General features: G+C 45.4%; 13 protein-coding genes and 1 tRNA gene. 3 read left to right on the plus strand and 11 right to left on the minus strand.

All coding sequences use genetic code 11. From position 1 onward, the window contains the following. Positions 1 to 17: 17 nt before the first annotated feature. Positions 18 to 2,237 (minus strand): penicillin-binding protein PBP2A, encoded by a 2,220-nt coding sequence (pbp2a, locus tag PW252_RS10140; protein WP_248049445.1) that lies wholly within the window; start codon positions 2,235 to 2,237, stop codon positions 18 to 20. A 152-nt stretch (positions 2,238 to 2,389) separates the two neighbouring features. On the opposite strand from pbp2a, the gene PW252_RS10145 reads away from it, so the two are divergent. Then, positions 2,390 to 3,358 carry an NAD(P)/FAD-dependent oxidoreductase gene (locus PW252_RS10145; RefSeq protein ID WP_248049444.1) on the plus strand — a complete coding sequence of 323 codons (969 nt, stop codon included), beginning with the start codon at positions 2,390 to 2,392 and terminating at the stop codon, positions 3,356 to 3,358. Between the two features lies 1 nt (position 3,359). Next, positions 3,360 to 4,223 (plus strand): RluA family pseudouridine synthase, encoded by an 864-nt coding sequence (locus PW252_RS10150; RefSeq protein ID WP_248049442.1) that lies wholly within the window; start codon positions 3,360 to 3,362, stop codon positions 4,221 to 4,223. Positions 4,224 to 4,286: 63 nt separating this feature from the next. Here the strand turns inward: PW252_RS10150 and PW252_RS10155 are convergent, their stop codons facing one another. The 9 genes from PW252_RS10155 to rsgA form a co-directional block, all read right to left on the minus strand. Next, positions 4,287 to 4,802: a DUF3592 domain-containing protein gene (locus PW252_RS10155; RefSeq protein ID WP_248049441.1), complete on the minus strand. Its 516-nt coding sequence runs from the start codon at positions 4,800 to 4,802 to the stop codon at positions 4,287 to 4,289. A 17-nt stretch (positions 4,803 to 4,819) separates the two neighbouring features. After that, a complete protein-coding gene (locus PW252_RS10160; RefSeq protein ID WP_248049440.1) occupies positions 4,820 to 5,260 on the minus strand; it encodes a DUF3592 domain-containing protein in 441 nt (146 codons plus the stop codon). A 449-nt stretch (positions 5,261 to 5,709) separates the two neighbouring features. Next, positions 5,710 to 6,522 carry a pur operon repressor gene (gene purR, locus PW252_RS10165; protein WP_044674726.1) on the minus strand — a complete coding sequence of 271 codons (813 nt, stop codon included), beginning with the start codon at positions 6,520 to 6,522 and terminating at the stop codon, positions 5,710 to 5,712. A gap of 101 nt (positions 6,523 to 6,623) precedes the next feature. Next, positions 6,624 to 7,490, minus strand: a complete 867-nt coding sequence (locus tag PW252_RS10170; protein WP_248049439.1) for an aminoglycoside phosphotransferase family protein — start codon at positions 7,488 to 7,490, stop codon at positions 6,624 to 6,626. Continuing rightward, positions 7,490 to 8,431 (minus strand): 3'-5' exoribonuclease YhaM family protein, encoded by a 942-nt coding sequence (locus tag PW252_RS10175; RefSeq protein WP_044669574.1) that lies wholly within the window; start codon positions 8,429 to 8,431, stop codon positions 7,490 to 7,492. The genes PW252_RS10170 and PW252_RS10175 overlap by 1 nt, the downstream gene beginning before the upstream one ends. After that, on the minus strand, positions 8,421 to 9,659 hold the full coding sequence (locus tag PW252_RS10180) for a DNA recombination protein RmuC (protein WP_248049438.1): 1,239 nt from the start codon (positions 9,657 to 9,659) through the stop codon (positions 8,421 to 8,423). The genes PW252_RS10175 and PW252_RS10180 overlap by 11 nt, the downstream gene beginning before the upstream one ends. Then, entirely contained in the window at positions 9,660 to 10,292 is a 633-nt protein-coding gene (locus tag PW252_RS10185; RefSeq protein WP_248049437.1) for a thiamine diphosphokinase, read from the minus strand. Beyond that, positions 10,285 to 10,944, minus strand: a complete 660-nt coding sequence (rpe, locus tag PW252_RS10190) for a ribulose-phosphate 3-epimerase (protein ID WP_248049436.1) — start codon at positions 10,942 to 10,944, stop codon at positions 10,285 to 10,287. Before rpe ends, PW252_RS10185 begins: the two co-directional genes overlap by 8 nt. Before the next feature lie 14 nt (positions 10,945 to 10,958). Continuing rightward, positions 10,959 to 11,834, minus strand: a complete 876-nt coding sequence (gene rsgA, locus PW252_RS10195) for a ribosome small subunit-dependent GTPase A (RefSeq protein WP_248049434.1) — start codon at positions 11,832 to 11,834, stop codon at positions 10,959 to 10,961. Between the two features lie 123 nt (positions 11,835 to 11,957). Between rsgA and PW252_RS10200 the strand changes: the two genes are divergently transcribed. After that, positions 11,958 to 12,039, plus strand: a tRNA-Leu gene (locus tag PW252_RS10200). 48 nt (positions 12,040 to 12,087) lie between these two features. Here the strand turns inward: PW252_RS10200 and PW252_RS10205 are convergent. Further along, complete coding sequence (locus PW252_RS10205; protein ID WP_248049433.1) at positions 12,088 to 13,680, minus strand: ATP-binding cassette domain-containing protein; 1,593 nt, start codon at positions 13,678 to 13,680, stop codon at positions 12,088 to 12,090.

Genomic DNA, 13,680 nt, shown 5'->3' on the forward strand with positions numbered 1-13,680 from the left:
CTCATTTTATCATGTTTCTAAGGATTTGACAACTCCTCAAACCAAGTTGTAACCGTATCCCAAAGAGATTTAGCCCTCTCTGGCAACTGGGCATCAATCAGATTTTGCTTGGTTTGCTCAATCAGATTACGAGCCTGATCAGAAATCTCCTGTACCTGCTCCTGGCTAATGCCAACCTCCGACTGTGCCGCCGGTTCTTCTGCCACCTCGACAATCCCATTTTGCACATAGGCATTCTCTACATCAAAAGGCGTTCCCGCAGTATAGGGAAGTATGGAATTGGCCACTGTTTGAAAAACTGCTGGCGCCATCCAATAACTGCCGCTGTCAATATAGTGGTTTTCATCCGTCTGCTCAAAACCAACCCACTGACTAATAACCAAATCTGGCGTGTAGGCAATGTGCCACTGGTCATTGACCAAATCCACATTAAAGCTGGTTTCCGTCGTTCCCGTCTTACCAGCCAAGTAGTAATTTGCCGCATCTGCCGTTACACCTGTACCGTTTGTAAATGTTCCCAACATCATTGAAGTCATCTTATCAGCCACCGACCGATCAAGAACTTTGGTACTGGTTTCACGATGTTCCGCCAAAACCTTGCCACTTGCCGTTTCAATCCGGGTAATCAAATGGGCATCCTTCATCACACCCTCATTGGCAAAAACAGCATAAGCCTGAGCCATCTGCAGAGGATTGGTTTCCACACCCGAGCCGATCGACACACCCAAAACTTTTTCCACTTCATCCATGTTCAGACCGAACTTTTTCCCATATTCGAAGGCCTTGTCAATACCCAAGGTGTTGACTATGTAGGCTACTGGCAAATTGTAGGAAAGAGCCAAAGCTTGATACATTGGAATAGTGTCCGAGGTAGAACGATCATAGTTATGTAAAGTGTAATCGCCATAGGTTTCCGTATGGTTATCCAAAGCCATATCTGTAGACCAGCCCGCAGCCACCGCAGGTGCATAGGCTACAAGAGGCTTAATGGTTGACCCAGGACTTCTCTGCCCCTGGGTTGCAAAGTTAAAGGTTCTAAAGTCTGCATCCTCTGCACTGTTAACACGACCAACCAAGGCGCGTACGCCACCCGTCTTAGGATCAAGAGCCACGCTGGCAGCCTGGGCATAGGTCCCATCATAGCTGGAGGATGGGAACATACTTTCATCATCAAAAATGACCTGCATGCTTGCCTGAGAATTTTGGTCCATCTCCGTGTAGATCCGATAGCCGTTGTTGATGATGTCCGACTCTTTCAAACCATATCTGTCAATGGCCTCTGCAATGACCGCATCAAAATAGGATGGGTAGGAATAATTACTCTGTTTGCCAGAATAGGTATCCGCCAATTGACTGGCTAAATCGACCTGAAAACCTGCATCAGCCGTTGCCTGATCAATGACTCCAGCATCTACCATGGCTTGCAAAATAGTATCGCGACGATTAGTCGCATTCTCAATTGAGTAATAGGGATTGTAAAGCTCAGGACCTTTCAACATGCCTGCTAGTAGAGCGGATTGCTCAATCGATAAATCACTAGCTGAAATCCCAAAGTATTTTTGACTGGCGTCTTCCACCCCCCAGACCCCATTGCCAAAATAAGCATTGTTGAGGTACATGGTCAGGATTTCCTCTTTGCTATATTTTTTATTGATTTCAAGGGCAAGGAAATATTCTCTAGCCTTACGGCTAATGGTTTGGTCCTGGGTCAAAAAGGCATTCTTGGCCAACTGCTGAGTAATAGTTGAACCACCACCTGAACGCCCCAAGGTCAAGACCGCTAGGATAGTCCGCTGGTAGTTGATCCCTGAGTTTTTATAAAAACTCCTATCTTCCGTCGCGATGACCGCATTTTCCATATGATCCGAAATCGCATCCAGCTCCACATAGGTCCCTTTTTGACCTGACAGAGTGCCAGCCTCTACTCCATCCTTATCATAGATAATGGTGGTAGCCTTGAGAGCTTCCTGTAAATCCCCAACATTGGCTGTTTTGGCTAGGAAGAAGAGATAGCCACCAACGGTCAACACCATGACCCCAATCACAATCATTAAAATCTTAGTCAACTGATAGCGACGCCAAAACTTGCGAATCGGCTCTGGAATTCGTGACTTCTTCTTTGCTTTTTCGAAAGATTTACCACTTCCTCGACGGCTACGACGAGGATATTCTTCCTGCTCAGCCTGAAAATCCTCTGGTACATCAATCGGTTGATACTGTAAATCATCTCTGTCCATTACATACCTCTTTCTAATGAATTTTGTACCATTATACACCATTTCCTAAAAACTAGCAGAAAAAAGCCTGCGGCCACTTGTGACAACAGACAGAGAAAATTTTCCAAAAATATGATAAAATAAGGTCATTCTGAACAAGAAAAGGATATTCCATGACACAAGTACATGATATTACCATCATCGGTGGCGGACCAGTCGGTCTCTTCGCCGCCTTCTATGCCCACCTCCGCCAAGCCAAGGTCAAAATCATTGACTCCCTGCCCCAACTAGGGGGCCAGCCAGCCATTCTCTATCCTGAAAAGGCCATTTTGGACATTCCGGCCTTTCCAAGCCTGACAGGACAGGAATTGACCGACAACCTCCTTGCCCAACTGGCACCCTTTGACACCACCATCTGCCTCAATGAAACCCTGACTGCTATCGAACCTGGGGAAACCATTACCCTAACAACCAACAAGGGCAGTCACCAAACCAAGACCCTGATTATCGCCATGGGTGGCGGGGCCTTCAAGCCTCGTCCGCTGGAGATTGACGGTGCCGATAGCTTTGACAACGTCCACTACCACGTTTCTAACATCCAGCAGTATGCCGACAAGGACATCGTCGTTTTGGGGGGCGGCGACTCTGCGGTCGATTGGTCACTGGCCTTTGAAAAAATCGCCAAAACTACCCAAATCGTCCACCGTCGTGACAATTTCCGAGCCCTCGAGCACAGCGTAGAGGAGCTCAAGCAGTCCAGCGTCACCATCCACACACCTTTTATCCCTAAAGGGCTTTCTGGGGAAAATGGCAGAGCTTCTAGCATTGATTTTGACAAGGTAAAGAGCGAGGACAAGCTGACCCTGTCTTTCGATCACCTCTTTGTCAACTACGGTTTCAAGTCATCTGTCGGTACGCTAAAAGAATGGGGATTGGAACTCAATCGCCACCGAATCATTGTCAACAGCAAGCAAGAAACCTCTGTCCCTGGTATCTATGCCATCGGTGACTGTTGCTTCTACGAAGGCAAAGTTGACCTGATTGCGACTGGACTGGGCGAAGCCCCAACCGCTGTTAACAATGCCATGAACTACCTCAATCCAAACGAAAAAGTGCAACCCAAGCACTCGACCAGCCTATAAGATGAAAATTGATATTCGTATTCCCCAAGCCTTTCCCCAACTGACTGTCAAGGAAGTCTTGGAAGATTATTTTCTCATTCCCAGAAAAATCCGCCACTTCCTCCGCACCAAGAAGCATGTCCGCGTCAACGGTGAGCTGATAAACTGGCAGAGTCCGATTGCCGCAGGCGACCTGCTAGAATTGACCTTTGACCAGGAAGATTATCCTGAAAAAAGCATTCCTCTAGGACAGGCGAACTTGGTGGAGGAACTCTATCAAGATGAGCACTTGATTATCGTCAACAAGCCTGAAGGCATGAAGACCCACGGCAATGAGCCGACGGAAATTGCCCTGCTCAACCATGTATCTGCCTATGTCGGTCAGACCTGCTATGTGGTCCACAGGCTGGATATGGAAACCAGTGGAGCCATTCTCTTCGCCAAAAATCCCTTTATCCTGCCCATTCTCAATCGGCTTTTGGAGGACAAAGTCATCTACCGTGACTATCTCGCCCTCTGCCAAGGCCAGCTCAGAAAGACAGACTGGACTATTACCGATAAGATTGGACGGGACAGGCACGACCGTAGAAAGCGGGTGGTCGATAACCGCAAAGGGCAGACTGCTCTTACCCAGGTCCACCTCTTGAGGGCCCTTGGCAAAAATAGTCTAGTTTCCTGTCGCCTCCAGACAGGACGGACTCACCAAATCCGGGTCCATCTAGCCCATCACGGTCATGCTCTAATCGGCGATCCGCTGTACAGTCGAGTCTCCGCCACCCGCCTCATGCTCCACGCCCAAAAACTCAGCCTGACCCACCCGCTGACCTTGGAAGAAATCCGCGTGGAAGCAAGGTCGGAGAGTTTTGAGAAGGTGATGAAAAAATGAGATAAACAAATACACCCCCAGAGTTCTCATGCTCTGAGGGTGTTTTTATGGTGAATATCTATATTAAAAACCTATTAAGAAGTAAATAATTGACATAGCGAGAAGCCAAACTACAAAGATTAGTATAGTTAGATTACGGAAATAATGTATCGTTCCTGCATACCGCTCAACATAGGCCAATTTTGGATTGTTGGGGTTATAGTAAACTGCCATAGTCGAGCCAACAGGCCAATGTTTTCTATAATCGCATTTTAAACCATTTGCATAGATTGTTAATCTATCTTTTAGTATTTCTCGCTTCAGTTCTTCTTCGGTTTCATAGGTAAAGTAAACATTACCTTTATCTATATAACGCATATAGTAACGTAAGTGTTGTCTGTACCTCTTTCCATCAACATAGTATTCAACTATCGGTGTATGAAATCGTTGAAACATTTTATGACCAATGACAATCCCTTTGATTTTTACCGAACTCTTATCTCTAATTGTCACTTGGCGCCACCAGTTGTAGAAAAAGACCAAACCTAGAAGCCAACATACGAATGTTAAAATAACATAGCCCAAAGTTGATTCTTTCATCCTTTACTCCTTTCCACTTATGCATTTAATAGCCTAAATAGTGATATCCCCACCACTATTAGTGTCAGAATTACTTGCGCCGAGCCACAAAGTAAGGTTGCATTTTTAAAATAATTCACCATCCCTGCATAACGCTCCACATAACTACGCTTTGGATTATTAGGATTATAATAGACCGTCATTTCAGTCCCTAGTGGCCAAAGTGACTGAAAAGAGTACGGGAGGGTATTTACATTATAAATAACTGTTAAAATTAAAAGTGTTTTTCTCAACTCTTCTTTCTCTCTAGGGTAATCCATTCCAAGTGGCGCTGAAATATGCGTAGAATAAGATAAGAAATTTCGATACTTTATATTATCTACAACATATTCCACTATCGGCGTCTTAACCCCAGTCCAACTTTTATAATCTACAACTACTCCCTGTGTACTTTCTGTACTATTTTGTTGAATATCCATTTCTTTTCTCCAAAAATAGCGAAAAATAACAAAAAGTGGTATCAAATAGAGTGTCGTCACTAAGTAAAAAATATATAGCATGTCCATAGTTTATTCCAGAACCTCCTTCCTACATTACACGGTCAGCCTTAAGAACATGCTTGTGACGATAACAATTATTTTCTTCATATCTTTTCACTTTCTAAAAATTGAGATTAACCTAGGTAGCACTACGATCACTAACAAATCACCTATAAGTCCACATCAAACAGCGTTTCTGAATATACACCGCTGACTTCTACATAATACCTATCCATTATACCAAAATTCTAGATAATGTTACATATTTAAAAATGTCGTTCAGATATGAGTTTGAAGCCACCAAAAAAAGCTGAACACTCAGCTTTTTTATGCACGCATAATCTAAATAGGGGGCAGCTTACATCTCTTGAAGTGCTGACCAGTAAAAGTTACTCAAAAATATTACCCAACTCAACGTCCACGCGGTTTTCTTTGACATTGATGTCGGTCACGGCTAGAAGCGATTTGTAGTTGGCAACGTTGCGATCACCTTTTTGGTTTTCCGCAAAGACAGCTACGCCAACCAAGGTTGAATCAAACTCAGAGAGTAGGCTGATCATACCATTGATGGTACCACCGTTTTTCAAGAAGTCATCGACAATCAAGACACGACTTCCTGCCTTCAAGCTACGCTTGGATAGGAACATTTTCTCAATGCGGTCGCTAGATCCTGACACATAGTTAACCGAAACGGTCGAACCTTCTGTAATCTTAAGATCCCGACGAACAATAACAAATGGAACATTGAGTACATTGGCAACGGCATTGGCCAAGGGAACACCCTTTGTCGCAACCGTCATGACAGCATCAATCTTTTCTTCCTTAAAAGCATTGGCAATAATACGACCAACATTTTTCAAGACATGAGGGGTTGAAAGAAGGTCAGATGAGTAAATATAACCACCTGGCAAAATTCGGTTACTTTCAGCCATCTGGTCACGAAGAGTTTGAGCAATCTCGATGGACTCTTCCTTAGAAATAGATGGCGTAAATACAACACCTCCACTGGCACCAGTAATGGTTTCAATCTGACCAATCGAACTTTCTTCAAAGGCTTTTTTAATAATTGCAATATCTTCTGAAATCGAAGACTTGGCAGACTCATACTTTTCCGCAAAGGTATTCAAGCTTGTTAATTCGTAAGGGTGATTGATGAGGTAGTTGGAGATGACAACCATTCGTTCACTTCTTCTTAATTTCATATCGTTCTCCTTTTTGGCTTTTTCCTATTATAGCACAATCTATGCAAAAAGCGAACTTTTTTATTTTAAAAAGTCCGCTTTTTTCGTATTTTGTTCATTTTTCACAAATACCATGATGGTCGAAGCCTGCTATAGCCTTGATACCAAGTCCAAACAGCATCAGCCTGTTCTTTCATCAAGGGGATTTGGAGGGGATCCACCTGCTCCGCCCAAGAAAGAGCCCCCAGACTGTTCACGGTCAGATAAAGGGCTAAAAGCCTCCAAAATTCCTCTGGAATAGCTCCTGCAAAATAGGCATCCACCTGACCACGCGCAAAGGCTGGCGACAAGTCTGCCGTGAAAATCAGACGGTTGAACTCCTCCCAAGGATCTCCTATATCGTAGCGATCAAAGTCTAAAATTTTCAGTCTTCCATCCTGGCCCCGTAGAAAGTTCCCTGTGTGAAAATCTCCATGATGGTAGGCAATTGGTCTTCCTGCAAGCAAGTGACGATTGGCCTGGACAAAGTCTATCATGGCTTGACCATTTGGATAGGAATGACTACATGTACGATAGGCTTCTAACTTACTGTCAATCTTGGACTGATAGTAGTTGTTCCAGTCCCGTTGGTTTTGGTCAATAGGCAGGGCATGTAAGGTTCGCAAGAACTGACCTGACTGACAGCCCAGTTCATATAAGACAGAATCAGACAGGCTAGAAGCCACTTCATTCATCTCCTGACCTTCCACCCATTCATAAAGGGTATAGACTGACAAGTCATCCGCCCAAAAACTTAGTGGCTCTGCCACAGGCAAACCTAGACCAAACAGGTTTTCAACTAATTGAAATTCTAATCGCTTAGCCTCATAGGCTGGCCGCTCTGCTATTCTCAAAAGACCAAAGCGGCCATCTTCTAGTTGGACCTTGTACTTTTGGTCCGTGGACCAGCCTTTGGTGAGGGGCTGACGAGATACAATCCCAACTGCCATCAGTCGATGTTGGGCTTATAGAAGGCACGGTTATCCATGGCAAAGATGCGATTGGTCATCTCGCCTGGGCCGACCTTGTCCAAGGCCGATAGCATCATCATCATTTCCGCATCGATGTTGTCAATCATGTGGAGGATTTCCGCCTCCATAATCTGCGGACGGACAGGGCTTCCATACTCCAGCAAACCGTGGTGGCTGAGGATGACATGGCGCAGAACAGTCACTTCCTCCAGACTGTCATCGATGCCCAATTCCATCAAGACCTTAGTAATCTCTTCATCAATCAAGGAAATGTGCCCAATCAGATTGCCACGCACCGTATAGCCAGTGTTATCAGGACCTGTCAGTTCGATCACCTTGGCTAGGTCATGGAGCATAATCCCTGCGAAAAGCAGGCTCTTGTTGAGCTGGGGATAGATGTCACCAATTTTATCCGCCAAGCGGACCATGGTCGCTGTATGGAAGGACAAGCCTGAATAAAAGGCATGGTGATTGGTCTTGGCTGCTGGATAGGAATAAAATTCCTTGTCGTACTTGCTGTAAAGGGCACGGACAATCCGCTGCCAAGTGGCATTTTCAATGCGGAAAATCATCTGGCTCAGATATTCCTTGGTGTCCTTGACATCAACAGGTGGTTTTTCCTTAAAATCAGCAGGATCATTTGGCTCACCGGCTTTTGGCAAACGCAGAACCAGTTGATTGACCTGAGGTGTGTTGTTGTAAACCTCACGGCGTCCCTGCATGTGAACAACTGTCCCAGCAGTAAAATCCTTGATTTTCCCTGGTTGGGCATCCCAAACCTTGCCTTCAATCTCGCCCGTATCATCCTGGAAGGTCAGAGCTAGGTAGTCTTTGCCAGCTCGTGTTTGACGGACTTCAGCTGTCTTGATCAGATAGAATCCTTCGAAGAATTCATCTTTTTTCATTTGGTTAATTTTCATTATCTTCCTCATCTAATGGGGACAGGCCAAGCAGTCCCTTGGTTTGGTCATCTTCGTACAGGTCAATGGTACGAAGACTACGCTCGATGGCGTTGGTGCGAGTGGTTAAGAGTTTGTCAATATTGCTGCTGGCTTGATTGAGTTGTTTCTGAGCCTTAAGCAAGAGGTCAGAAAACTTGCCAAATTCCAGCTTGACATTGCCCAAGACCTTGGAAATATCATCAGCAGAGCGTTGAATGTTGAGGGTCTTAAAGCCGACGGAGAGGGAATTGAGCAAGGCAGAAAGGGTGGTCGGTCCAGCTACTACGATATTTTCCTGACGGCGAAGCTCATCAAAGAAAATCGGATTGCGAACCACTTCTGAATAAAGTCCCTCGGTTGGCAAGAACAATACTCCAAAGTTGGTGGTTTCAGGCGGATTGAGGTACTTGCTCTGAATATCTTTGGCAAAACGTTTAATAGCCGCTAAGAGATTTTTGCGATGGAGTTCAATCTGGTCCTTATCCCCACTTTCGTAGGCATCTTCCAAGCGATAATAGTCCGCCAACGGAAACTTGGAATCGATTGGCAAGTAGATATAGTCGCCTTCCGTCCGTCCCGGTAGCTTGACCGCATACTCCACGCGCTCATTCGAGCCTGAAGCCGTGGCAAACTCTCGCTCATATTGGCTAGGTGTCAAAATATCCTCGATAATCTGTCCCAGCTGCAATTCACCCATGATGCCACGGGTTTTGGTGCCAGACAGCACCTTGTTAAGACTACCTACATCACGCGCCACCGTCTGCATTTCACCCAGACCACGATTGACCGATTCCAATTGCTTGGACACCGTTTCAAAGGAGGCTTGTAGGCGGGTTTGTAGGGTTTTCTCCAGCTTTTCCTCAACTGTCTGTCGCATTTCTTCTAGGCGTTTTTCATTAGATTCCTGAATGGCCTGCAAACGACGGTCAGTGGCATCTCGATTTTCCAAGTGGCTCTTATTCAGCTCTTGACGGATGTCGGTTAGCTGTTGGTAAAGCTCCGTGCGGAGTCTTTCCACCTCCTGATGAATGGCCTGCTGCTGTTTGAGAGTTGCATTTTCTAGTTGATAGCTGAGCTGATCAGACAAGTTGTCTGCTGTATCTTCGGCTTGATCTTGCAAAAGCAGGGCCAAGCTCTGCCATTTTCCATAAAGAAAAACCAAGGCAAGCAAGACCAGTATCAGCAAAATAAGTAGTACAATATCCATCTAATTCTTGTCCTTACTGTAGATCAGGACCACGTAGCCCTGATCCAGTTGAATGTCTATGTCCCTATCTATAAATTCGTTAGAAGCATAGCATTTTTTGAAAAAATAATTGCTGGCATCCAGCGGGTACTTGGCATGACGAATGGTCAGGCGGCTTTGGTCCGACGGCATAAAGGAAATGTACTTCATACCAGCAATCGGTGACAAACGGTGCTGACCTGCAGGTCGAAATCGGACGACGTTCTGACTGTCAACCAATTCAATCTGCTCCATATAGGCTGCCAAGTCTGGTTCAGCTGGTAAAAAGAGATTGGCCATCATGTGATCCATGCGACCACCCAAGGCTCCGTATATACGAACCTGAGCCTGCGGATAGGCCTTGAAGATTTCCTTTAAAGCCAGCTCCAAATCTGTGTCATCTTTTTCAGCAGGAGCTTGCAAAAAACGCTCTGCCATCTCCCTTATTTGCCCCAGCTCCTCAGAGGTCACCGAGTCAAAATCACCGATGGCCCAATCAAGAGGTAGAGTAGCTTCCAATAGACGAAGAGAGCCTGCATCTACCCCCACATAGAGGTCGGCAGGCTCAGGAAGGCAGTCAAAGGAACCGCCTGCAATAACAGCAACCTTAGTCATGGAGGGCAGCTCTCAATTTGACAACGTTGGCATCCAAATCGCCTTTGAAAAGGTAGGAACCTGCCACAAAGACATTGGCACCCGCATTTTTGGCTGAATGAATGGTCTTGTCGTCAATCCCGCCGTCCACTTCGATGTCAAAGTTCAAGCCTTTAGCTTCACGAAGTTTGACCAAGGCCTCAATCTTCTCAGCCACTTCTGGAATGTAGGCCTGACCACCAAAACCTGGGTTGACCGTCATGAGAAGCACCTGATCCACTAAGTTGAGCACAGGCTCAATGGTCACAAGCGGCGTACCTGGATTGATGACCACACCCACCTTCATACCAGCAGCACGGATTTTCTGCAGGGTCCCATGCAGGTGAACCGTTGCTTCTGCGTGAATAGTCAAGATATCCGCACCAGCGCGGGCGAAGCTTTCGATATGGTTTTCAGGATTGGACACCATGAGGTGGCAATCGAAGACCAGCTTGCTATGAGGACGCATGGCCGCAACCACATCCGCCCCAAAGCTGATATTTGGCACAAAATGACCGTCCATGATGTCAATATGAACGTATTCCACACCAGTCTGCTCAATACGCTTGAGCTCTTTTTCAAAATTTGCATAATCTGCCGCCAAAATAGACGGTGCAATCTTATAATGTGACATAGAGTACCAACTTTCTATTTGAATTTCTTACTAACCTTGATATAGGTTTCACGCTGATTTTGGATTTCGCTGAGGAATTGGAGATAATTGTCAAAGCGACTTTGGGAAATGGCAGAGCTGGCAACAGCTTCCTTGACCGCACAATCCGGCTCATGGGTGTGGGTACAGGTCCTAAATTTGCAGTTCTGGCTGGCTTCCGCAATCTCTGGGAAACAATCTGTCAGAGCCTCCGCCTCCTTGACTTCATAGTCTAGGGATGAAAAACCTGGCGTATCCGCAATTTTCCCACCGAAGACATTGTAGAAACTGACCGCACGAGTGGTATGGCGACCACGCCCCAGACTATCTGAAATCGCCCCTGTTTCCAAGGCTAATTCTGGTGCAATGCGATTGAGAAGAGTCGATTTGCCAACCCCTGTCTGTCCCATAAAGACCGTCACCTTATCCTGCAATAATGGCGTCAATTCCTCCAAATGATAGACAAATGGATAGCCAATTTTCTCATAGATAGCCTTAAAGTCATCCATTTCCGCCCGATCTTCCACCAAGTCCATCTTAGAGATATAGATAATGGGATCCATATCCTTCTGTTCAAGGAGAACTAGGAAACGATCCAGTAGATTGGCATTAAAATCAGGTTCCTTGGCCGACATGATAACCACTGCCTGATCGATATTGACGATAGGAGGTCGAACCAAGCTATTCTTTCTCTCGTGGATTTTTAAAATATAGCCTTCTGAGTTTTCCTCGGCAGAAAAGTCCACAAAATCACCCACGTAGGGCGTTTGGCCTTTCTTACGAAAATTTCCTCTGGCTCTGGTTTGATAAATCTGTCCATCCGCCTCGACATAGTAAAAACCAGCCAAGGCCTTGATAATTCTTCCTTGCAATGAAGACTCCTTTGTGTGTACTTGTTCCTATTATACCAAATTTCCTACAAAAAAACCGCAAGCGGTTTCGATTTTACACTTTACTCTAGTCATTTCAAATAAAAAATAGTATAATAAAAACAAGCGGAGGTGGTGGAACGGCAGACACGCATGCTTCAGGCGCATGTGCCCATCGGGTGTGAGGGTTCAAATCCCTTCCTCCGCATGATAAATGGAGAGACCCCAAGTCAGAATTATTGGCTTGGGGTTATTTTTATATCTTCTCGCTCAGTTTCCCATCACGCATTTCCAAAACCACATCAAACATGTCTAGGATGGCAGGGTCTGATTCATGCAAGATGGTGATGATGAGTTTATCCTCCAGCTGCAAGAGGTTTGTCAAAACCTGCTTGGTCAGGGCAGAGTCTAAATGGGCGGTCGGTTCATCCAAGAGCATGACATCCTTGCCACTCATCAGGGCACGGAGCAGGCACAGGACATTTTTCTCACCTCCACTCAAGAGACTGGGGTCTGTTGTTGTACGCAAGGTGTCCTGTAATCTCATTGGCAAGCTCCTTAACAAGCCAAGCATGACATCTCTTCCCTTCTCATAGGTTCCAAAAACAGATACATTGTTTTCAAAATCGGTATGGTAAAGATGCTCAAACTGGCTGAGATAGAAGGCGGTAGCTGCTTCCATTTCATGCAAAACATCGTTTTCCAGATAGGAAACACTTCCCTTGTCCAGAGCCAGTTCTCCTGCCAACACTCGTAGAAAAGTTGATTTTCCGCTAGCTGACGGACCAATGATGGCATACTTTTTCCCCTTATCAAACCGATAGGAAAAATCTGCTACCACTAATTCCCCCACATGATAGGCCACATCCCTGACTTCCAAGGCTGTCACATTGGGATAGCTTGGTACTTGCTCAGACAAGACCTGACCAGCAAGATAACCTTCTAAATTGGCGACCGTTTCCTTGGTCGAATGGATATAATTGACATCCAAGAGGATGTATTTCATAGGATAGATGAAATTTTCAACATAGCTGAAGGTTGCAATGGCAGCACCGATGGTCAACTCTTTTTGCAGCAAGAGATAGCCGACCAAGCCAAAAGCCGTTAATTGCACCAAAAACATGGAAAATCCATTGACAACATTGGCCAGGGTTTTGAATTGCCCAAAGCGAAAACGGGCCTGTTCACTTTCTTCTACTGACCGATGGTGGACACGACTGATGGAACTAAATGTTTCGGGATTGACACGGTTCTTAGCAGAAAAGAGGTCAGTCACCACCTGAAAATAGCCTTCCAAACTCTGTAAAAATGACCGCTGACGCTGAGAAAGAGGACCCGAAATCCACTTGGGAATGAAAACCGCCAAGGCAGATGACAAAATAATGCCTACCGCAACCAGCGGATGAACAAAGAGAAAGAGGGAAACCGCATAGATGACCATGCTCAAACTAGAGCGGATAATGTCCATGAGGGGACTCAGGTAACTCTCCTCAATGGTTTCCAAATCGTTGTCAAAAATGGATAGATAGGCAGAGACATTCTTCTCTGAAAATTTTGCTAAAGGCTGTGATAACAAGCTGTTTGCCAGACCTTTTTTAGCCGTGACATAGAATCCCTGAGACACCTTCCACTCATAAACCTGAGAAATGTACTGAAAGACTGAATTGGCAATGATGGTCAAAGCGTAGGCCAACAAGAGCCAGACAAGTCCTGTCCAGCCCATCTGAAAAATATGATCAAAAAGACACTTATTTAACTCCGGCAAAGCAACATTTGTCAAACTATATAAGATATGGAAAATCAACTGGATGGCAATAACTGGTTTCAATTGATAGATAATCTTTTTCAT

This window comes from Streptococcus sp. 29887, from assembly GCF_032595075.1.
Lineage (GTDB): Bacteria > Bacillota > Bacilli > Lactobacillales > Streptococcaceae > Streptococcus > Streptococcus iners.